The following is a 19,912-nucleotide window of genomic DNA, read 5'->3' on the forward strand; positions in this document are numbered from 1 at the left end:
CCCCCGCCCCCCCCCCCCCCCCGACGGCTCTCAGGGCGCCAGGATCCCGGCGAGCGCCAGGACCGCCTCGCGAACCTCGAGGGCGCGCTCGGTGTGCACGTCGGGTGGGGCGCCGACCGGGTCGGCGATGCCGTCCGACTCCTGCGGCGGGGGCACGACCACGCCGCGCCGAGACGCAGCCAGCCGGACCGCTTCACGCGGCGTGCCGGATCTGGTCCCCTCCGTGAGCCGGACGAACTCCCGGAGGGTGAAGCACCGGCGCAGCGCCACGGGGAACAACTGCACCGCCGCCTCCCGGTGACACCGCTCCAGGCCCAGCACCAGGTCGGCCCGCTCCACATGACCGGCGTGCAGTCGCCGCACGGTGAAGTCCTCCGTCTTTCCGCCGAGTTCGGCGATGATCGCGCGCGTCACGGCGTCCAACTGAGCCGGCCGGGCCTCGGTGCCCGCACTGCGGACCTCGAAGCCGGACTCCGGGAGCGCGGCGGCCAGGAGCCGTTCCGCGACCGGTGAACGGTGCCGGTTGCCGGTGCAGACGAACAGCACTTCGAAGGCGGTCACCGGGCCGTCCCCTCATGAACGACGGCCGGGAGACCGTCGGCAGGACGGCTCACTGCTCTGCGGTGGAGGACAGCGGGGCGGACTCGGCCGGCCTCTCGTCCTGAGCCGGCGGACGGGGCACGGGCACTTCGGCCGCGGCGTAGCCGTAGCCGTAGCCGTACCCCTTGCCCTTGAAGGAGGGGGCCATGCTGAAGACGGCGCCCAGGACGCGTACACCGATCCGGCTCAGCGAGTCGGCCGCGTTGCGAATCTGGTCCCTGCCGGTCTTGGAGGCCCGTACGACGAGCAGCACACCGTCGGCGAGCGGGGCCAGGCCGATGGTGTCGGCGACCGGCAGCACGGGGGCGCTGTCCACGATGACCACGTCGTAGCTGTCGGCGAGTTCGCGCAACAACTCGGCCATCCGGCCGCAGGAGAGCAGTTCGGTCGGATTGGGCGGCAGGGGGCCGCTGGTGAGCACCGTCAGCCTGCCGCCCGCCTGCTGTGCGACGTCCTCCACGGCGGCCTGGCCGATGAGCACCGTGGTCAGTCCGGCCCCCTCCACCAGCCCGAAGGTAGTGGCGACGGACGGACGGCGCAGGTCCGCGTCGATCAGGCAGGTCCGCATACCCGCGTCGGTGAGCGAGAGCGCCAGGTTGACGGAGGTGGTGGTCTTTCCCTCGCCGGGCACCGGGCTGGTCACGACGATCACCCGCGGCCGGTCGTCGACCTGCGCGAACTGCAGGTTGGCGCGCAGTTTGCGGAAGGCCTCGGCACGCGCGGAGCCGCTGAGGCTGTCCATCGCGACCCTCTGCAGGGCCGCGCCCTTGTCGTAGGGGATGGAGCCGAGCACCGGCAGCGAGGTGACCTCTCCGAGGGCGTCACTCGTCTTGACCGTGGTGTCGAGGGCCTCGCGCAGCGCGACGAGTCCGGCGGCGAGCAGCAGGCCGCCGAGCACCCCGGCGGCGAGGTCGAGCAGCCGCTTCGGGGAGACGGGATGCCTCGGGACGTTCGCCTGTTCGGTCACGCCGAGCGAGACCGGTGACGCGAGGGGCGCGGCAGCGGCGGCGCCCTTGTGCGGGGCGCGGTTCGTCTTCGGCGTCTCCAAGCGCTCGACCACGCCGGCGAAGTGCTTCGCGACGGCGTCGGCGATGCGCGCCGCACGTGACGGATTCCTGTCGCGCACCGTGATGTTGATGAGCACGGTGTTGAGCGGGGCCTCGGCGGTGATCCGGGACGCCAGCTGCTCCGGCGTGTCCTTCAGCCGTAGTTCGCGGATGACGGGCGCGGTCACCTGCCGAGTGGCGACGATCGCCGCATACGACTGGACGCGCGCCTGGGAGAAGGACTGCCCCTGGTTGAGGTCAGCGGTGTCCACACCGGACCGGGTGGCCACGAAGAGCTGGGTGTGGGCCGCGTAGACCGGCGTGCTCAGGGAGATCGCCCCTTCGGCCGCGCCGACACCGACCATCAGGCAGATCAGGATGGTCGGCCAGCGTCTGGCCAGTACTTTGAGATATCCACGAAGGTCCAACGTGCACCCCTCAGAAAACTGATGATGTCACCTTTTGAGAAATTCGGCAGAGAATAGCCAGGCCAGAATAAGTGTGGGCGCCTCATGCGTCCGGAAGCCACGACAGAGCGACCGTACGGAATGCATGGATTCGTGAGCCGATCGGGGGAAATGGCCCCGAAAACGCAGCGGGCCGAGACGTTTCACCGCTGAATCGCACCCCGCATAGCGACAATATGCCTGATGTCAGGAGGGCATTCTGATGGAGCAGGGGTTTATGCGTAGGACAATCGCAATCGAGACCGGACCTGAATCCGGTACCGCATCACGCAAACTGCATATCGTGTTGGTCTCCTTCGCCTGCGACCCGACGCGCGGCAGTGAACCGGCCATCGGGTGGGGCTGGGCCGAATCGCTGGCGAAACGCGGGCACACCGTGGACGTCCTGACCCACCCCGAGTTCGACAACGAACGGAACATCGGACAGCGGGTGGCGGAACTGGGGCCGGTCGGCGAACGCATCCGAGTGCACGTCGTCCCCCTGCCGCGGGCCCCTTCGTGGACCGGGCTGCTGCCCGGCTGCCTGAGCGACATGGCCAAGGAGGTCAAGTGCTACGACGGCTGGCAGCGCGAGGCCCTGGCCTACGCCCGGAGCCGCGGCCTCGACCGCGCCGACCTCGTGCACCATGTCTCCTACGGCTCCCTGCAGGGCGGCAGCGCGTTGCGTCACCTGGGACCTCCGTTGGTGTTCGGGCCCGTCGGCGGCGGCCAGATCGCCCCGCACAGTCACCGGCGTTTCATGGGCACCGCCTACTGGCAGGAGGCGCTGCGGACTCTCGTGTGGGTCGGCTGCCTCAGCCGTCGGCCGTCGTGCCGCAGGACGCTCCGCCAGGCCGCGGTGGTCCTGGCCACGAACCGGGACACCGAACGGCTGGCCCGGCGGCTGAGCCGTACCACCACTCATCTGATGCTGGCCGACGGCATCCAGGAAGCGCTGATCCGTGAGCCGGCGGAGGCTCGGCCGGCCCGCCCGGACCGTCCGCCCACCGTTCTGTGGGTCGGCAGGCTGCATCCACGCAAAACTCCCGAACTCGCGGTGCGGGCGATTGCGCATCTTCGTACGGAATTCCCGGACGCCCGCCTCGTGGTCCTCGGTGACGGGCCGCTGCGGCAGCCTCTGGAACGACTCGCTCACCGCCTCGGGGTGGGGGGATCCGTCGAATTCCGCGGTCTGCTTCCCCGGACACAGGTTTTCCAGGCCTGCGACGACGCCGATGCGTTCTTGATGACCAGCCTGCGGGATTCCTCCAGTACCCAGACGCTGGAAGCGTGGGCCAGAGGTCTTCCCGTCGTCCATCTCGGCCACCACGGCATCAGTGATTTCTCGGCGCCGGGCGGGGCGATCTCCGTACCCCTCGGCAACCCCGCGGATCTGCCGAAGCGCATCGCCTGGGCGCTCAGCGGGGTGCTCAAGGAACAGCAGACACGCCACTGCATGGAACGCGCTGCGCTGTCGTGGGCACGGCAGCACACGTACATGGCCAAGGCGGAAACCGCCGAAAGGCTCTATCACGCCGTCCTGTCCGCAGGGAGATGACGCTGCCCCGGGGCACAGCCCCGGCCGGCGGACGCCCGCTGCCCGACGGTCGCCTGCTGGCCCGGCACAGCGGGCGGCGTCGGCCGGCCCAGCGCCCGGAGGGTCCAGCCGGCCGACCGCCACAGCGAGGCGTCGAGGGCGTTGCGCGCGTCGAGGATCTTCCGTGCGGGTGTCACGACGGCGAGCGCGGCGGGATCGATGCGCCGGTACTCGGCCCAGTCGGTCAGATGAAGGACGAGACCGGCGCCCGCACATGCCTTCTCCACGTCGTGGACGTACTCGAGCTGGGGCAGAACGGCCCGGGCGTTGTCGATACCCTCCGGGTCGTGGAGCCGTACGTCCGCGCCTTCCCGGTGGATGGCACCGGCCACGGCCAGCGCGGGCGAGTCGCGCACATCGTCGCTGTCCGGTTTGAACGTGGCCCCGAGAACGGCGACGCGGTGGCCGGCGAAACCTCCGCCGAGCATGTCCCGCGCGATGTCGACGGTGCGCCGTCGCTGCCGCGAGTTGATCTCGTCGATCTCGTCGAGGAACGACACCGCGCAACCGACGCCGAGTTCGCCGGCACGGGCCGCGAACGCCCTGATGTCCTTGGGCAGGCACCCGCCACCGAAGCCGAGGCCCGCGGAGAGGAAGCGCCGGCCGATGCGGCTGTCGTAGCCGAGGGCGTCGGCCAGGGTGGTGACATCGGCACCCGCGGCGTCGCAGACCTCCGCCATGGCGTTGATGAACGAGATCTTCGTGGCGAGGAACGAGTTCGCCGCGCCCTTCACCAGCTCGGCGGTCGCCGGGTCCGTGCTGATGTAGGGCACGCCGTCGCTCAGCATGGGTGCGTACACCTCGCGGAGGATCTGGTCGGCCCGCTGCGACATGACCCCGACCACCAGGCGCTCCGGGCGGAGCGTGTCCCGCACCGCGTAGCCCTCCCTGAGGAACTCCGGGTTCCAGGCGACCTCGACGTCCGCCCCTGCCGGAGCGAGCTCCTGGACACGCGCGGCGAGCCGGGCCGTCGTTCCCGCGGGCACCGTGGACTTGCCCACGATCAGGCAGCGGCGGCGCAGCCGGGGTGCCAGCCCGTCGACGACGGCGTCGACCGCCCGCAGGTCGCAGGCCGGCGCGTCAGGGCGCTGCGGGGTGTTCACGCACACGAAGTGCACGTCGCCGAACTCGGCCGCCTCGCTGAGGGAGGTGGTGAAGCGCAGCCTCCCCGACGTGACGGTCCTGCCGACGATCTCCTGCAGGCCGGGCTCGTAGATCGGGACCCGGCCCTCGCCGAGGGCCGCGATCTTCTCGGCGTCGACGTCGACGCCGAGGACCTCGTGCCCGATCTCCGCCATGCATGCGGCATGCACGGCCCCGAGGTATCCCGTTCCGATGACGGTCAGTCGCATCTTGCTCGCCCCATGCTGTGTCAGTTCGGGTAGCCCGAGGGATTGAGTTCCTGGAACCGCCATGCGTCCTCGCACATCGCGGTGAGGTCTCGCGTCGCGGTCCAGTCCCAGGCCCGGGACACGGCGCCCGGGTCCGCGACGAGGGCCGGAACGTCACCGGCACGGCGGCCGGTGATCTCGTACGGGATCGGCACACCGCAGGCGCGCTCGAAGGCGGCGAGGAGCTGGAGGACCGATGTGCCCTGTCCCGTACCGAGGTTGAAGACCCGCATGCCGGTCCCGTCGTCGAGGTGTTCCAGCGCGACGCGGTGCCCTTCGGCCACGTCCATCACGTGGATGTAGTCGCGGACGCCGGTGCCGTCGGAGGTCGGATAGTCGTCCCCGAAGATGCTGAGCCTGGGACGCCGGCCGGCGGCGACCTGGGCGAGATACGGCATCACGTTGTTGGGCACTCCCCGGGGTACCTCTCCGAGCAGTCCGCTGGGGTGTGCGCCGACGGGGTTGAAGTAGCGCAGTGCCAGGACGGAAAGTCCGTCCAGGTGACGGCAGATGTCGGCGAGGACCTGCTCGCACAGCCATTTCGAGGTGGCGTACGGGTTGGTGGGCCCTGCCGGGTCCCCTTCGGCCAGCGGCACCTTGGTGGCGTCGCCGTAGATCGAGCAGGACGAGGAGAACACCAGACGACGGACTCCGTGGTCGTGCATGGCGCGCATCAGTGCCGTGGTGCCGCCGACGTTGGTGTCGTAGTACTCGACGGGCAGGTCCACCGACTCCCCGACGGCCTTCTTCGCGGCGAAGTGGATGACGGCGTCGATGTCGTGCTGGTCGAACACTTGGGAGAGCGCCTGCCGGTCGAGCAGGTCGACCTCGTGCACGGCCGCCGGCGGACGCCCGGCGATCTTCGTCACGCGTTCCAGTGCGCCGGGCGAGCTGTTGGAGTAGTTGTCGACGACCACCACGTCATAGCCGTGGTCGAGGAGTTCGACGCAGGTGTGGCTGCCGATGAAACCGGCGCCACCGGTCACCAGCACGGTGGTGCGACCGGGCATGGTCTTCCTCTCAGACGGTGGAGTCCGCGGAGGTCAGGAGCGGACTGTCGCCGTGCGGATGGGGGACGTTGCCCTCGGTGGCGTCCTCGTGCGGGCGGCTCCTGAACCAGTCCACGGTCCGGCTCACTCCTTCCGCGACCGGGACTTCGGGGTACCAGCCGAGGCGCTCATGGGCACGGGTGATGACCGGGCGGCGGCGGGCCGGGTCGTCCGTCGGGAGCGGGAGGTACCGGATCTCCGAGTCCGAACCCGTCAGGTCGCGCACGAGTTCGGCGAGGTCCGACACGGTCCACTCCTCCGGATTGCCGAGATTGACCGGCCCCGTCTCGGACGTGTCCAGCATCGCCGTCAGGCCACGGATCAGATCGTCCACGTAGCAGAAACTGCGGGTCTGCTTGCCGTCACCGTAGATGGTCAGCGGTTCGCCGCCCAGCGCCTGGGCGATGAAGCTGGACACGACCCGGCCGTCGTGCCGGCGCATGCGCGGGCCGTACGTGTTGAAGATCCGGACGATTCCCACGTCGACGCGCAGAGTGCGTCGATAGGCCATGGCGACAGCCTCGGCGTACCGTTTCGCCTCGTCGTACACGCTGCGCGGTCCGACTGGATTGACGTTTCCCCAGTACCCTTCGTCCTGAGGGTGGACCAACGGGTCGCCGTACACCTCACTCGTCGAGGCGAGCAGGAACCGGGCGTTGTGGAACCGGGCCAGTTCCAGAGCGTTCTCGGTCCCTCGGCTTCCGACGGCGAGCGTCTCGAGAGGCAATCGAAGATAGTCCGGCGGTGACGCGGGACTGGCGAGATGGGCGACGGCGTCGATCCGGCCGGGCACGTCCGCGGTCATGCTCACATCTGCGTGGATGAGTTCGAAGGCGGGGTGTGTCCGCAAGTGTGCGACGTTTGCCGGCCGGCCTGTACTGAAGTTGTCCAGGCACACGACGGCGTCTCCGCGTCGCAGCAATGCTTCACAGAGGTGTGAGCCCAGAAAACCGCCGCCACCTGTCACGACAACGCGCATGGCTTTCTCCAGGAATGCATTAATCTGCCTTTTTTGTCAAAGCTGCGCAAAGGATATGTGTGTATGCCTCCTCCGTCTCGTGTGCGCAACTCGAGCCGTGCACTGTTCGGACGCATCGTGGAAGGGGACGGAAATTCGGTCGAGCGGGGAAAGGGGCCGCTGTCGTCTGAGTCGGCCGCAGGAGCCAGGCCGTCAAATCCATGTGTAGATCTTCACTCTCAGGTGTGAATGGAGCGCCTCGCGCGTCGCACGTACCAGCGGGCCACCTCGTGAGAAGGTCCTGGCCATGACGCGGCTGACCTCCGTCACAGTCAGAGGTGTGCGCTGGACCTACCTCGCCAGCGCGGCCGGCATCGCCGTCCAGATCCCCTACGCGGCGGCGATGGCCCGGCTGCTCACCCCCCAGGACTTCGGGCTGATGGCACTGGCCCACCTGATTCTGCGTTTCGCCCACAATTTCGCTCAGGGCGGTCTGCGGTCCGCGGTGGTACAGCGTCCTTCGCTCACCGACCGCGATGTGCGGGTGGTCTTCACGCTGGCGCTGGCCGTCGGCGCCTGCTCGTTCACGGCGATGTGGATCATCGCGCCGTACGCCACAGAACTGGTGAACAGTCCAGCCGAATTGACCAGCATGATCCGGACGACCGCGCTCATGCTCCTGTTCATGGCCCTGGGTGCCCCCGCCGGCGGACTACTGAGCCGCGGCATGCGGTACCGCGCCGTCGCCGTCACCGACTTCTTCTCTTTCGTCGTCGGCTATTGCGTCACCGGAATCGTCTCCGCGCTCCTTGGCGCCGGGGTGTGGAGCCTCGTCTTCGGCACACTCGGGTGGTACGGGTTGCAGGCTCTGCTGCCCTACCTCCTGGTCCGGCACTCGCTGTGGCCTCTGTTCGATGTGCAGGCCATGCGCGAGATCATGCGGTACGGCGGCAAGGTGTCGGTGAGCGGTTTCCTGGAATACCTGACCGAGGACTTCGGCAAGCTCACCATCGGCCGCTACGTCGGCGTCACCGCCGCCGGGCTCTACGACCGCGCGGGACTCCTGGCGTCGCTTCCGCTGCTGCAGATCCAGCAGGCTGCGAGCAAGGTCCTCCTGCCCGCCTACAGTCGCATCCAGCACGAGGCCGGCCGGCTCGGCGCCTCCCACGCGGACTGCATTTCCCTGACCACACTGATTCTCTTTCCTTTGTGGGCGGTGATCGGCGCGAGCAGCAAGCAGTTGGTGGCCCTGCTGCTCGGCGGTCAGTGGGGTGGCAGTGCTGCACTGGTACCGATTCTCGGCCTGATCAGCGCGGTCGGCCTGGTGACACAGTTCTCCGGCACGCTCGTGGAGGCGCTGGGCGCGGTGGGGGGCAAGGTGATCATCCACCTCGTGCAGTTGATCGTTCTGATCGCCGGCACCGCCGTCGCCCTGTCTCTGGGGGGCGGAGTGCACGGGCTGATGGTGGCGGTACTGGTCAGCTATCTCGTCAAGCAGGCCCTGTTCCACGCCTGGCTCAGCCGGCTCTTCCCGGCCACGCGGCAGCTGGTTGCGCAGGCGTACGCACAGGCCGCTGCTCTCACCGCACTGATCTGGCTCGCCCTGTGGGCCGTCGGTCAGGCGCTGGAAGGCACGTACCCACCGGTGTTGATCCTCGGGGCCAAGTGGGCGGCCGCGGGTGTGCTGCTGCTGGGGTGCGTACGGTTCGGGGCCGGACTGCACGGCATGCGGGTCGCCCGTGACCGCGGACTGCTGCCCGGGAAGCTGTCCGGTGGAGATACCGACAGGCCTGTCGACCAGTTCGTCCCGTCGGCCGCTCAAGGGCGGCCGGCGCATTCCGACCAGTAGGCGCCGTTGCCCCGACGAGGGCCCGCACCGTCCGTCGCCGGGCACCCGGAGCGCGACGAACTCCAGGTCCGTACGGCGCGCGAGCCGGCCGGCCGGATCGTCGAGAGCCGGGGGTCAGGTCCGTCCAGGTGGTACATCGATGCGCCAGACGGGTGGGCTCGGCACAGCCCTGTCTCCAAACCGCCGCCGCGGACCACCAGTTGCGCGACTTTAACTCTTGCCGTGGAGCATGCGGGCTCCGGCTGGCGACGACCGAAGGCAACCCGTCATGAAGATCGCGGTAGTACACAGCTTCTATACGGCCGGAAAACCCAGTGGGGAGAACGCCCTCGTCCGCGACCAGGTGCGTGCGCTGGGCGCGGCAGGCCACGACGTGGAACTGTTCGCCGCGCACACCGACGAACTGGCCCGGGACCCGTTCTATCCGCTGCGGGCAGCCGCCCGCGTGGCCTCCGGGCGGGGCAACAACCCGCTCGCCCTGCTGCGGGACTACGCCCCCGACCTGGTGCACGTCCACAACCTGTTTCCCAACTTCGGGCGTTCCTGGGTACGCCACTGGGCCGGCCCGCTCGTGGCGACCCTGCACAACTACCGGCCCATGTGCGCAGCGGCCACGCTCTACCGGGCGGGCGCCGTGTGCACGCGATGCCCGGACGGTGAGTCCTGGGCGGCCCTGCGGTACGGCTGCTACCGGGGTTCGCGGGCCGCGACGCTGCCCCTGGCCTGGGCCGGGCGGCACGGCCTGGCGGCAGATCCTCTGCTGGCTCGCGCGGACCGGCTCGTGGTCAACTCCCGCCTGAGCGAGCGTACGTACCGGCGGGCCGGCGTATGCGCCGAGCGGCTGGTGTACGTACCCAATTTCGTCGACGCCCCGGGCCCGGGTGAGGAGCAGACAGGTGACACGGGCCGTTGGCTCGTCGCCGCGCGGCTCTCGCCCGAGAAGGGCGTCCTGGAGCTGCTGCGTCAATGGCCGGCTCACGAACCCCTGGATGTCATCGGTGACGGCGAGCTGCTCGCCGACTGCCGGGCGGCCGCCCCGTCCTGCGTCCGCTTCCTCGGCCAGCTCGACCGCTCCGAACTGTGCCGGCGGATGCCTTCCTGGCGCGGCCTGGTCTTCCCCAGTCGCTGGTACGAGGTTCAGCCCTGCGTCCAGATCGAGGCTCTGGCGGCAGGGCTCCCGACGCTGGCTTTCGAGGGCTCGTCGGTGGCCGAGTCGGTACGGGAACACGGTGCCGGTCTGGTTACACAGTGGGACAAACCGCTCGCCCAGGTCCTCGCGGAGGCGGCCGCCCTCTTCCCGACGCTCCGTGCTCACTGCCGTCAGGTGTACGCCGACCACTTCACGGAGCGCGCCTGGCTCCGTCGCATCGGTCTGGCTTACGCGGAGGCGACCCAGGTCGCCGACGGCCGGCTCCCGGCCGCGACCGAGGAGCGCGGGGCGGCTTGGAAGGGCAGCGTGAGCCGTTGAGGACCAGCGTGCTCATGGCGTACCCCACCACTGACGTGACGGTGCGCACGGAGGGGACACGGACCCGGTGTGCGTCCGGGCACCAGGTGTCCGGAGAGGAGGCCTGCGGCGACCATCGGCTGGTCGCCGGAGTCGCGGTGGTCGCCGTTCTGCTCACCGGCGGGCGCTGGATGTCCCATGTGCATGTGGGACCGCTGTACATCGGGGACGCGCTGCTGGCCGGGGCTTTCCTGCTCGCCGCCTGGACGAGCGCGCTGTCCGGCAAACGGCACGGTCGATTCTTCGGGCCCGGGATCCTGATCGGGCTGCTGCTGCTGGTGACGGTATTTCACCTGCTCGACGTGCAGGGCGACATGCGGACGGCCGCCCGTGACGCGGCGCCCTACGCCTATGCCGTGATCGCCTACCTGTCTGCGCATTCCTGCCAGAAGGTAAGCCCTCGAGGCAGAGCGCGAACGGTCCGGGTGATCCACGGCGCACTGCTGCTGCACCTGGGCTGGATGGTGGTGGCGACGCTCGCACCGCAGTTCGTCGCGACACTGCCCGAGGTGGGCACCACCCGCATCTTCGAGATCAGGACCGATTTCGACGTGGCGGTACTGGGCCTGCTGGCGGGCATGTCGGTACTGCGGCTGCGCCGAGGACGGATCTGGCTGCATGCGCCGGTGGCGGCCGCAGCCCTCGCCACGGCCCTGGCCCAGGTGAACAGGGCCGGTATCTTCTCGTGCTGCGCTTGCGTGCTGGTGGCCGTCCTCGTCAGGGCCGGCCGGATGACCCCCCGCGCGATGCTGCTCGCAGCGGCCTCGGTGCTGTCGGTGGTCGTGGTGCTTCCGATGTCTCCGGCCGGCCAGCGCCTCATTGCGCTCCACGCCCAGGAGTCCACGTCTTCGGAGCTCGTGGTGAACGCTCAGGGCACCGAGCGCGCACGGTTGATCGCGTGGGAGCGGGTCGTGACGTACACGCTCGACGATCCGGCACGGACGGTGTTCGGCGTGGGCTTCGGACCCGACTTCCTGCAACTGTCCAACGGCGACCTCCCCATCGGCCGGGGCATGGGGGTGCGTTCCCCCCACAACTACTTGATCAGTACGTTCGCCCGTCTCGGCATCATCGGTCTCACGATCGTCGTAGCCCTGCTGACCAGCCTGATGGCAGTGGTGGTTCGGACGGTGCGTACAGGGCCGCCCGACGAACTGACGTCCCTGTGTGTCCTGATGGTGCTCTCCCTGCTCATCGTCGCGCTGCTGGGCGTCATCCTCGAATCACCCTTCGGCGCGACTCCCTTCTTCTGGGCGGCCGGAATCCTGCTGGCCGGCGCGCGATCCCAGCCGGCCCGCCTCTGGCGGAAACCGGAACAGAACACCTTCGGCGGATCTCCTAAGGAAGTGACGGCATGAGCGTGGCTGTAGTGACGGGCTCGGCGGGGCTGATCGGCTCCCAAGCGGTGCGGCACTTCGCCTGCCTGGGCCTTGTCGTCGTCGGCGTCGACAACGACATGCGCTCGCGGTTCTTCGGGCCGGAGGCGTCGACCGCGTGGAACGTCGATCGCCTGTCGGCGGAGCTCGGCAAAGCCTATGTGCACCACGACGTGGACATCCGTGACCGGGACGGGCTGGCGTCCGTCTTCCGCCACTACGGCCGGGACATCGACGTCGTGATCCACACCGCGGCCCAGCCGTCCCACGACTGGGCGGCACGCGACCCGTACATGGACTTCGACATCAACGCGGCGGGGACGCTCAACGTCCTGCAGAACGTCCGCGAGCACTGCATCGACGCCCCGCTGATCCACTGCTCGACCAACAAGGTCTACGGCGACCGCCCCAACACCCTGCCGATGGTGGAGCAGGACACACGCTGGGAGATCACCCCCGGGCACCGCTATGCGGCCGGCATCACCGAGGACATGTCCGTCGACGCCTGCCTGCACTCGGTGTTCGGCGCCTCGAAGGTGGCCGCCGACATCATGGTCCAGGAGTACGGCCGCTACTTCGGACTCAGGACGGCATGCTTCCGCGGGGGCACCCTCACCGGCCCGGGCCACTCCGCCACGGAACTGCACGGCTTCCTCGCCTACGTGATGCGCTGCGCCATGGAGCGGCGGACGTACAAGCTCATCGGGTACAAGGGCAAGCAGGTGCGGGACGCCATCCACAGCCGTGACGTGGTCGCCGCGTTCGAGGCCTTCTTCCGCAGTCCCCGCAGTGGCGAGGTGTACAACCTGGGCGGCGGCCGGCACTCCAACGCCTCCAACCTCGAAGCGATCGCACTGGCCGAGAAGATCTCGGGCAACGAGATGCTCGTGGAGCACGTCGACACGCCCCGGACCGGTGACCACATCTGGTGGATCAGCTCCAACGCGCGCTTTCAGGAGCACTACCCGCAGTGGCAGGTGACGTACGACGTGCCCCTCATCATGAACGAGATCTACGAGGCCAACGCGGACAGATGGGTCCCGGCCCGGTGAAGAGGAACGTCCTCGGCGTCCTCGTCGACGCGACACGCCACGACAATGCGCTGGACGCCGTGCTCGCCGCGGCCCGGGAACGCCGCCCCTTCGGGGTGACCGCCCTCGCCGTGCACGGCGTGATGACGGGCGTGCTGGACCGGGAGCACGGTGCTCGCCTGAACTCCTTCGACCTGGTGACCCCGGACGGGCAGCCCGTGCGGTGGGCGCTGAACCTGCTCCACCGAGCGGCCCTCACCGAGCCGGTGTGCGGCCCTGATCTGACGCTGCACGTCCTCCAGGCAGCGGCCGACGAGGGCATCCCGGTGTACCTGTACGGCTCGACGCGGCAGACGCTGGACCTGCTGATGCTGAACCTGCAGAACAGGCTGCCCGCGCTGAAGATCGCCGGTCACGAGCCGTCCAAGTTCCGCATGACCCGCCCCGGCGAGGACGTGGAGATCGCTGACCGGATCGCCGGCTCCGGGGCACGGATCGTGCTGGTCGGGCTCGGCTGCCCACGCCAGGAGGTCTTCGTGCACGCCATGCGGCCGCTGCTGCCGATGCCGCTGCTCGCCGTCGGTGCCGCGTTCGACTTCCACGCGGGGAACCTGCGCCGGCCGCCGGTGTGGATGCGGAAGGCCGGACTGGAGTGGCTGTGGCGGCTGGGCGCCGAACCGCGTCGGTTGTGGCGGCGCTATCTCCTGCTCAACCCGCACTACCTGGCGCTTCTCGCCGCACAGTGGACGCGGCTGCGGCCGCTGTCCCCGCCGGCACCCGTGACGGACAGGCCGACGGTGTTTCCCGCCTGATCCGCAGACCGCGGCCGCGTTCTTCCCGTGCGCGCCGCTGCCGCGCGTCAGGCCGCCTCGATGACCTCGCCGCGGATCGCCTCGGCCCACTCGACCACCAACAGCTCGTACTCCGCACGCTCCTGGGCCGACAGGGTGCCGCCCGCGCGCAGCCACAGCGCCCGTATCTGCTCGTTCACCTCGGCGGCGGACCGCGCGGAACCAGAGGGCGGGAAATCGGGGGACATGCGGACAGCCTAGGGGTAAGCACTGACAGTGCGCTACCGCCCGGCTACGGAGAACGTATGGGCTTGGTCACCGTCACCGGGCGCCGTGTCCCGAGCCGAGCGGAGCCACCCGCACAATGCCCCGTGGGGCGGCCCTGGCGGTGGCGGCGCGGGTGCGTTCCCGCGTCCTGCGCCGCTTGGGCGCTCGGTGCCGTCCGCCGGTCTCGTCGCGGGCGGCCGGACGGTCGGCGATGCCGATGACCAGGCCGAAGGCGACAAGCACGGGGGCGGTGATCCGCGGATCGCAAAACGGCTCCTCCGAACGGGCCGCTCCGCCCCCGGTGTTGACCGGCCCCGGCGCCGCCGCTTACGTTGCAGCGCAGGAGAAAGCGTTTGCTGGTCCCCTGGGTCTTCCCGCGCGCCCGCCGCCGTACCGGAGGAGTGCTGACCGCCCATGCCCCGCTCTCCCCGCTCTTCCCCTCCGTTCGCCGGCAGGCGCATCCGGGTGGCCCTCGTCGGCGCCGGTGCCGTCGGGCGCGGATCCCATCTCCCGGCGCTGGCCCGGCTCGCCCGGGAGGGCGAGACGGAGATCGTCGCCGCCGTCGACATCGACGAGGGTGCCGTCGAGGCGCTGTGCGCCGGGAGCGGCATCCCGCACGCCTACACCGATTTCGACCGGATGCTCGCCGAGCAGCGGCCCGACCTGGTCAGCGTCTGCACTCCGCCCACCCTGCACCGTGCGCAGACCGTGGCCGCGCTGCGCGCCGGCGCCTGGGTGTGGTGCGAGAAGCCGCCGGTGCCCTCGCTCGCCGACTTCGACGCGATCGAGGCGGAGGAGGGGGACGCGTGCGGGCCGTACGCGGCGATCGTCTTCCAGCACCGTTTCGGCTCCGGCTCGCGCCATGTCCGCGGGCTGCTCGCCGAAGGCGCCCTGGGCCGACCGCTGGTGGCGCACTGTCAGACGACCTGGTACCGGGACACCGCGTACTACGCGGTGCCCTGGCGGGGCCGCTGGCACACCGGGGGCGGTGGCCCGGCCATGGGCCACGGGATCCATCAGATGGATCTCCTGCTGGACCTGCTCGGCCCGTGGACCGAGGTGCGGGCCATGGCCGGGCGCCTGGTGCACGACGTCGAGACCGAGGACGTCTCCACCGCACTGGTCCGCTTCGTGAGCGGCGCCCTCGCGACCGTGGTCAACAGTGTTCTCAGTCCCGACGAGGTCAGCCGCATCCGCGTCGACTGCGAGCGCGCCACCGTCGAGCTGACCCACCTGTACGGGCACGCCAACGACGACTGGCGCATCACACCGGCCCCCGGCGTGCCCGCCGAACGGACGGCGCAATGGCGGGACTTCGGCCCGGACGTGCCGAGCTCGCACCTCGCGCAGCTGCGCGAGCTGGTCGCGAGCATGCGGGCCGGTGAGCGGCCGCGCAGCAGTGGCGCGGACGGGCGGACGAGTCTCGAGCTGATCACGGCCCTGTACAAGTCGGCCTTCACGGACACGACCGTCCGCGCCGGCGGGATCGGCCCCGGCGACCCCTTCTACACCGCCCTGCACGGCGGCGCCCCGGGCTGGGCGCCCGTGGCGGCCGAGGAGGTCCCGGCGTGACCGGCGCACCGCGCGTGGTCCACGCGTACGGCGACCGGGTCACCGTCTCCGAGCGGGCCACCGGCGTCGAGCTGTTCGCCTACGTCTACCGTCCCGAAGCCGCCTGGGAGGCGCCCCGGCCCTACCTGCACCCGGTCCGCACCCTCGCCGGCGCCGTCGTCACCGACTACCGCCCCCACGACCACCGCTGGCACAAGGGGCTGTCCCTGACCGCCTCGCATCTGTCCGGGGCGAACCTGTGGGGCGGCAACACCTATGTGCACGGGCAGGGGTACCGGCGGCTGCCCGAGCGGGTCGGCTCGATGCGGCACGCCGGCTTCGAGGAGGTCTCGGCGGCCGGCGGCCGGGCGTTGATCGCCGAGCGGCTCACCTGGCATCCGTACGACGGTGAGCTGTGGGCCGAGGAGGAGCGGCGGATCGAGGTCCACGACGTCCACCCGGACTCCGGCTGCTGGGCGCTCACCTGGACCAGCGGCATCACCAACCGGCGCGCCGAGCCGCTCCGTTTCGGCAGCCCGACCACCGCCGGGCGCGAACTCGCGGGCTACACCGGCCTGTTCTGGCGAGGCCCGCGCGCCTTCCGGGCGGGCCGGGTCATCGGGCCGGAGGGGGAGGGCCCCGCACTGATGGGCAGACAGGCGCCCTGGCTCGCGTACTGCGGCGAGCACGACGGCATGGACGGCCACGCCACCCTGGTCTTCGCGCACGCCCCGGAGAACGACCACTCCGGCGCGGGCGGAACCCATCCCGCCCACTGGTTCGTCCGCAACGACCCCTTCGCCGCCGTCGCGGCGTCCTGGTCCTTCTTCGAGGAACTGGCACTCGCCCCCGGTGACACGCTCCGGCGCCGCTACCGGGTCGTCGTGGCGGACGGCGTCTGGCAGCGGGAGGACGTGCTCGCGTACCTGGAGTCGCATCCGTGGTGAACGCGGGCGCGTTCACGGGTCTGCCGGGCGGGGTCGCCGTGTCGCGGCTGTGCGTGTACGACTGGCCCGCCGCCGACGGAGTCCGAAGCGGCACTCCCCATGTGCATCTGGCCTGTTCGGAGGCGTACGTCGTCACCGGCGGCCGGGGCGCGGTCCAGACGCTGACCGCGTCCGGTCACCAGCTCACGCCGCTCGCGCCCGGCACGGTCGCCTGGTTCACCCCGGGCACCGTCCACCGGCTGGTGAACGAGGACGATCTGCGCATCACCGTCCTCATGCAGAACAGCGGGCTGCCGGAGGCCGGGGACGCGGTGCTCACGCTGCCGCCCGAGTACCTGGCCGACCCGGAGGCGTACGCCGCCGCGACCACGATCCCGGCCGATGCCCCGGAGGCCGAGCGGGAGCGGGTCGCCCGCGCGCGGCGCGATCTGGCGCTGGAGGGCTATCGGTCGCTGCGCGAGGGCTCCGGCCCGGAGGCGCTGGCCGCCTTCCACCGGGCTGCCGCGGCGCTCGTACGGCCCCGGATCGAGGAGTGGCGGCAGCGCTGGACGCGGGGGGCGCTGGCGGCGGCCGAAGCCACGGGCCGGCATCTGGACCGGCTGGCGGCCGGGGACGCGGCGCACCTCGCCGACGCCGTCGTACGGGCCGGACTGCCGTCTGAGCAGGGCCGGTTGGGGATGTGCGGATGGCTGGACGTGTACGAGTGCGATGAACGCGCGCGGGGAACCGCGCGACCGGCCACGCCGGCACCGCGGACGACCGGCGGCCTGTGACGGCCCCCGGCGAGGTGTCTACGCCGGTCCGGTCATCGTCCAGCCCGGCGCCTGCGGGTGGGCCGTGACGTCCCCGTGGTGGACCTCGTCGCCGCAGGCCCGGCAGGTGACGACCGGGATCAGTTCGTTGCCGCAGCGGTGCTCGAGGGCCATGGGCAGGTCGGCGCCCTTGCGGATGTGGCGGTCACCCCACTCCTTGAGCGTCATCAGGACCGGCTCCAGCTCGACGCCCGCCTGGGTGGCCCGGTACTCGAAGCGCTGCGGGCGCTCGCTGTAGACGCGCTTGGTGAGGATCCCGGCGTCGACGAGCCGGCGCAGCCGGGTGGCCAGGACGTCGCGGGGGGCGCCGGTGTTGCGCACGAGCTGGTCGAAGCGACCGTTACCCAGGGACACCTCGCGCAGTACGAGCAGGGAGTACTTCTCGCCGACCAGTGCGAGGGCGTCGGCGATGGAGCAGGGGCGCGGGTCTTTCGGGGCGGCCATGCGCCCCAGTCTAAAGGAGGGTTTGATTTTCCAACTTAGCGAGTTATGGTGAGTTCGGATTTCCTACTCACCAGTAGCTGCCGTCACCGCCACGGACAGCCAGGCGGCCAAGGAGGCCCGCGCCATGCGCGACGCAGTGATCGTCGAAGCCGTACGCACCCCCATCGGCAAGGGCAAGCCGAACGGCTCCCTCGCCCACGTCCACCCCGTGCAGTTGCTCGCCCACACGCTGCGCAGCCTGGTCGAGCGCTCCGGCGTCGACCCGGCGCTGATCGACGACGTCATCGGCGGCACCGTCGACCAGGTCGGCGAGCAGGCCATGAACACCACCCGGTACGCCGTCCTCGCCGCGGGTTTCCCCGAGACGGTCCCGGCGACCACGGTCGACCGGCAGTGCGGCTCCTCCCAGCAGGCCGTGCACTTCGCCGCTCAGGGCGTCATGTCAGGGGCGTACGACCTCGTGATCGCCTGCGGTGTGGAGTCGATGAGCCGGGTACCGATGTGGTCCAACGTGCCCGCCGGCAAGGACCCGTTCGGGCCCGGCGTCGCCGAGCGCTACCCGGAGGGGCTGGTCCCGCAGGGCATCAGCGCCGAGCTGATCGCCGCCAAGTGGTCCCTCACGCGGGAGCGGATGGACGAGTTCGCCGTCTCCTCGCACCGCAAGGCCGCCGCCGCGTGGCAGGCCGGCCTCTTCGGCGCCGAGATCGCGCCGCTGGACGGCGTGGCCCGTGACGAGTGCGTCCGCCCCGACAGCACCCCGGAGATCCTCGCCGGTCTCAAGCCCGCCTACCACGACCCCGGGTTCGCCGAGCGCTTCCCGCAGATCGAGTGGAACGTCACCGCGGGCAACGCCAGTCCCGTCAACGACGGCGCCTCCGCCGTCCTGATCACCTCGAGCGAGACCGCGGCCCGCCTGGGCCTGCGCCCCCTCGCCCGCCTGCACAGCTTCGCCGTCACCGGCTCCGACCCGTTGCTGATGCTCACCGGTGTCGTCCCGGCGACCGAGAAGGTGCTGCGCAAGGCGGGGCTGAGCGTGGCCGACATCGACCTCTTCGAGGTGAACGAGGCCTTCTCCAGTGTGGTCCTGGCCTGGCAGCAGGAGACCGGCGCGGAACTGGACAAGGTCAATGTGCACGGCGGCGCGATCGCCCTCGGCCACCCGCTCGGCGCCAGCGGCACCCGGCTGACCACCACCCTGGTCCACGCGATGCGCGAACGCGGCGCCCGCTACGCCCTGCAGACCATGTGCGAGGCGGGCGGGCTGGCCAACGCGATGATCCTGGAGAGCGTCTGACCCCTACCGGCGGCGCAGGTGGTGGCGCTTGCGCCAGGCCACCACCGCGCCCAGGAGCGCCGGTGCCGCGATGCAGGCCGACGCGATCAGGAAGGCGGGAGACGTCGGCGCGGCGGCGCGGGCTCCGGCGACCGCGTAGGCGGCGGTGTTCGGGACCGACCCGACGGCAGTGGCCAGCAGAAACGGCCACCAGCGCATATGGGAGACGGCGGCGCAGTAGTTCGCAGCCCAGAACGGCACACCCGGAAAGAGCCGGGCCACCAGCATCGACCGGAAGCCGTGCCGGCTGAGCTGACCGTCGGCCGCTTTCAGCCAGCGGCCCCGCAGCAGCGGGCGCAGCGCGTCCTGCCCGAGAAGCCGCCCCAGCCCGAACGCCACACCAGCCCCGAGCACCGTGCCCACCAGCGACGTCGCCAGCCCCAGCTGCGACCCGAACAACGCGCCCGCCCCCAGATTCAGCAAGGGCCGAGGCACGAACGCCACCGTGCACAGCCCGTACGCCACCGCGAACACCACGGCCGCCGTCGCCCCACCCAGCTGCGGCGGCCACCCGTGCGTCAGCAGCCGCTGCGGCTCGAAGGCCAGCACGCACGCGGCGGCGCCGGCCAGCAGGGTGAGCAACAGGGTCAGCCGCGCACGGGGAGACGCCGCGATCCGCGCGCAACGCCACGCGGATCCGGCGCGGGGCGTCGGTGGCACGGGTACGGCGAGCTCCGTGGCGGCGGCCCGGGGGGAGGCCGTGGCGGTGCCAGAGCGGTTGGCATCGAGCATCCGGTGACATTAACCGACGAACGCGTGTGATCGCTGTCAAGGACGTCCCCGCATAGATATCCCCGCGATGTCCCGCAATCGATGTCGCCGCACCGATGTCCCTGCACCGTCACCGTCGTCCCCAGGCGGAGGCATCCCGCCGGCCGGGCGGACAGGGCGCAGGGTCCGGGTGCTCATGGCGCCCG

At 70.7% G+C, this 19,912-nt stretch carries 18 protein-coding genes and 1 pseudogene; 10 read left to right on the forward strand and 9 right to left on the reverse strand.

Annotated features, from left to right (window positions below):
• Positions 1–30 precede the first annotated feature (30 nt).
• Positions 31–561 (reverse strand): low molecular weight phosphatase family protein, encoded by a 531-nt coding sequence (locus tag ABZ919_RS26950; RefSeq protein ID WP_361252621.1) that lies wholly within the window; start codon positions 559–561, stop codon positions 31–33.
• Between the two features lie 49 nt (positions 562–610).
• Positions 611–2,074: a polysaccharide biosynthesis tyrosine autokinase gene (locus ABZ919_RS26955; RefSeq protein WP_361252623.1), complete on the reverse strand. Its 1,464-nt coding sequence runs from the start codon at positions 2,072–2,074 to the stop codon at positions 611–613.
• A 322-nt stretch (positions 2,075–2,396) separates the two neighbouring features.
• Between ABZ919_RS26955 and ABZ919_RS26960 the strand changes: the two genes are divergently transcribed.
• Positions 2,397–3,650 (forward strand): glycosyltransferase, encoded by a 1,254-nt coding sequence (locus tag ABZ919_RS26960; protein WP_361252625.1) that lies wholly within the window; start codon positions 2,397–2,399, stop codon positions 3,648–3,650.
• Here the strand turns inward: ABZ919_RS26960 and ABZ919_RS26965 are convergent.
• The 3 genes from ABZ919_RS26965 to ABZ919_RS26975 are packed head-to-tail and all read right to left on the reverse strand — an operon-like array spanning position 3,623 to position 7,108.
• The gene (locus ABZ919_RS26965; RefSeq protein WP_361252627.1) at positions 3,623–5,041 is read right to left on the reverse strand and encodes a UDP-glucose/GDP-mannose dehydrogenase family protein; all 1,419 of its coding nucleotides are present in this window, start codon (positions 5,039–5,041) and stop codon (positions 3,623–3,625) included. The two genes, ABZ919_RS26960 and ABZ919_RS26965, sit on opposite strands and share 28 nt — an antisense overlap.
• A 20-nt stretch (positions 5,042–5,061) precedes the next feature.
• Positions 5,062–6,090 carry a UDP-glucose 4-epimerase GalE gene (galE, locus tag ABZ919_RS26970; protein ID WP_361252629.1) on the reverse strand — a complete coding sequence of 343 codons (1,029 nt, stop codon included), beginning with the start codon at positions 6,088–6,090 and terminating at the stop codon, positions 5,062–5,064.
• A gap of 10 nt (positions 6,091–6,100) precedes the next feature.
• Positions 6,101–7,108 (reverse strand): UDP-glucuronic acid decarboxylase family protein, encoded by a 1,008-nt coding sequence (locus tag ABZ919_RS26975; protein ID WP_361252631.1) that lies wholly within the window; start codon positions 7,106–7,108, stop codon positions 6,101–6,103.
• A 286-nt stretch (positions 7,109–7,394) separates the two neighbouring features.
• Here ABZ919_RS26975 and ABZ919_RS26980 point away from each other — a divergent pair, with 286 nt between their 5' ends.
• The 5 genes from ABZ919_RS26980 to ABZ919_RS27000 all read left to right on the forward strand — a co-directional run bounded on the left by ABZ919_RS26980 (position 7,395) and on the right by ABZ919_RS27000 (position 13,662).
• Positions 7,395–8,936, forward strand: a complete 1,542-nt coding sequence (locus ABZ919_RS26980) for a lipopolysaccharide biosynthesis protein (RefSeq protein WP_361252633.1) — start codon at positions 7,395–7,397, stop codon at positions 8,934–8,936.
• A 268-nt stretch (positions 8,937–9,204) separates the two neighbouring features.
• Entirely contained in the window at positions 9,205–10,404 is a 1,200-nt protein-coding gene (locus ABZ919_RS26985; RefSeq protein WP_361252635.1) for a glycosyltransferase family 4 protein, read from the forward strand.
• A 14-nt stretch (positions 10,405–10,418) separates the two neighbouring features.
• Positions 10,419–11,801: an O-antigen ligase family protein gene (locus ABZ919_RS26990; RefSeq protein WP_361252637.1), complete on the forward strand. Its 1,383-nt coding sequence runs from the start codon at positions 10,419–10,421 to the stop codon at positions 11,799–11,801.
• A complete protein-coding gene (locus ABZ919_RS26995; RefSeq protein WP_361252639.1) occupies positions 11,798–12,871 on the forward strand; it encodes an NAD-dependent epimerase/dehydratase family protein in 1,074 nt (357 codons plus the stop codon). The genes ABZ919_RS26990 and ABZ919_RS26995 overlap by 4 nt, the downstream gene beginning before the upstream one ends.
• Positions 12,868–13,662: a WecB/TagA/CpsF family glycosyltransferase gene (locus tag ABZ919_RS27000; RefSeq protein ID WP_361252641.1), complete on the forward strand. Its 795-nt coding sequence runs from the start codon at positions 12,868–12,870 to the stop codon at positions 13,660–13,662. The genes ABZ919_RS26995 and ABZ919_RS27000 overlap by 4 nt, the downstream gene beginning before the upstream one ends.
• 47 nt (positions 13,663–13,709) lie before the next feature.
• Here the strand turns inward: ABZ919_RS27000 and ABZ919_RS27005 are convergent, their stop codons facing one another.
• Together ABZ919_RS27005 and ABZ919_RS27010 are read right to left on the reverse strand one after the other, a co-directional pair.
• The gene (locus ABZ919_RS27005; protein ID WP_361252643.1) at positions 13,710–13,889 is read right to left on the reverse strand and encodes a hypothetical protein; all 180 of its coding nucleotides are present in this window, start codon (positions 13,887–13,889) and stop codon (positions 13,710–13,712) included.
• Between the two features lie 166 nt (positions 13,890–14,055).
• Positions 14,056–14,193 (reverse strand): annotated as a pseudogene (locus tag ABZ919_RS27010) (undecaprenyl-diphosphatase); the annotation flags it as partial.
• Between the two features lie 129 nt (positions 14,194–14,322).
• Here ABZ919_RS27010 and ABZ919_RS27015 point away from each other — a divergent pair.
• Genes ABZ919_RS27015 through ABZ919_RS27025 form a run of 3 tightly spaced genes read left to right on the forward strand, consistent with a single transcriptional unit; the run spans position 14,323 to position 17,179 of the window.
• Positions 14,323–15,480, forward strand: coding sequence for a Gfo/Idh/MocA family oxidoreductase (locus ABZ919_RS27015; RefSeq protein WP_361252645.1), 1,158 nt, complete (start codon positions 14,323–14,325; stop codon positions 15,478–15,480).
• Complete coding sequence (locus tag ABZ919_RS27020) at positions 15,477–16,406, forward strand: PmoA family protein (protein WP_361252647.1); 930 nt, start codon at positions 15,477–15,479, stop codon at positions 16,404–16,406. Before ABZ919_RS27015 ends, ABZ919_RS27020 begins: the two co-directional genes overlap by 4 nt.
• The gene (locus ABZ919_RS27025) at positions 16,400–17,179 is read left to right on the forward strand and encodes a cupin (protein ID WP_361252649.1); all 780 of its coding nucleotides are present in this window, start codon (positions 16,400–16,402) and stop codon (positions 17,177–17,179) included. Before ABZ919_RS27020 ends, ABZ919_RS27025 begins: the two co-directional genes overlap by 7 nt.
• Before the next feature lie 18 nt (positions 17,180–17,197).
• On the opposite strand, the gene ABZ919_RS27030 is transcribed toward ABZ919_RS27025, so the two are convergent.
• The gene (locus ABZ919_RS27030; protein WP_361252650.1) at positions 17,198–17,662 is read right to left on the reverse strand and encodes a helix-turn-helix domain-containing protein; all 465 of its coding nucleotides are present in this window, start codon (positions 17,660–17,662) and stop codon (positions 17,198–17,200) included.
• A gap of 124 nt (positions 17,663–17,786) precedes the next feature.
• Here ABZ919_RS27030 and ABZ919_RS27035 point away from each other — a divergent pair, with 124 nt between their 5' ends.
• On the forward strand, positions 17,787–18,956 hold the full coding sequence (locus ABZ919_RS27035) for a thiolase family protein (RefSeq protein ID WP_361252652.1): 1,170 nt from the start codon (positions 17,787–17,789) through the stop codon (positions 18,954–18,956).
• A gap of 3 nt (positions 18,957–18,959) precedes the next feature.
• On the opposite strand, the gene ABZ919_RS27040 is transcribed toward ABZ919_RS27035, so the two are convergent.
• Positions 18,960–19,727 carry a TVP38/TMEM64 family protein gene (locus ABZ919_RS27040; RefSeq protein ID WP_361252654.1) on the reverse strand — a complete coding sequence of 256 codons (768 nt, stop codon included), beginning with the start codon at positions 19,725–19,727 and terminating at the stop codon, positions 18,960–18,962.
• Positions 19,728–19,912: the final 185 nt, after the last annotated feature.

Source organism: Streptomyces sp. NPDC046759 (assembly GCF_040645475.1).
In the GTDB taxonomy this organism is placed as follows: domain Bacteria; phylum Actinomycetota; class Actinomycetes; order Streptomycetales; family Streptomycetaceae; genus Streptomyces.

Coding starts and splice junctions, on each gene's coding strand:
- ABZ919_RS27015 (WP_361252645.1), top strand. CDS start 14,323: ATGCCCCGCTCTCCCCGCTCTTCCCCTCCGTTCGCCGGCAGGCGCATC.
- ABZ919_RS27035 (WP_361252652.1), top strand. CDS start 17,787: ATGCGCGACGCAGTGATCGTCGAAGCCGTACGCACCCCCATCGGCAAG.
- ABZ919_RS26985 (WP_361252635.1), top strand. CDS start 9,205: ATGAAGATCGCGGTAGTACACAGCTTCTATACGGCCGGAAAACCCAGT.
- ABZ919_RS26980 (WP_361252633.1), top strand. CDS start 7,395: ATGACGCGGCTGACCTCCGTCACAGTCAGAGGTGTGCGCTGGACCTAC.
- ABZ919_RS27030 (WP_361252650.1), bottom strand. CDS start 17,662: ATGGCCGCCCCGAAAGACCCGCGCCCCTGCTCCATCGCCGACGCCCTC.
- galE (WP_361252629.1), bottom strand. CDS start 6,090: ATGCCCGGTCGCACCACCGTGCTGGTGACCGGTGGCGCCGGTTTCATC.
- ABZ919_RS27040 (WP_361252654.1), bottom strand. CDS start 19,727: ATGCTCGATGCCAACCGCTCTGGCACCGCCACGGCCTCCCCCCGGGCC.
- ABZ919_RS26990 (WP_361252637.1), top strand. CDS start 10,419: ATGGCGTACCCCACCACTGACGTGACGGTGCGCACGGAGGGGACACGG.
- ABZ919_RS26975 (WP_361252631.1), bottom strand. CDS start 7,108: ATGCGCGTTGTCGTGACAGGTGGCGGCGGTTTTCTGGGCTCACACCTC.
- ABZ919_RS26995 (WP_361252639.1), top strand. CDS start 11,798: ATGAGCGTGGCTGTAGTGACGGGCTCGGCGGGGCTGATCGGCTCCCAA.
- ABZ919_RS27005 (WP_361252643.1), bottom strand. CDS start 13,889: ATGTCCCCCGATTTCCCGCCCTCTGGTTCCGCGCGGTCCGCCGCCGAG.
- ABZ919_RS26965 (WP_361252627.1), bottom strand. CDS start 5,041: ATGCGACTGACCGTCATCGGAACGGGATACCTCGGGGCCGTGCATGCC.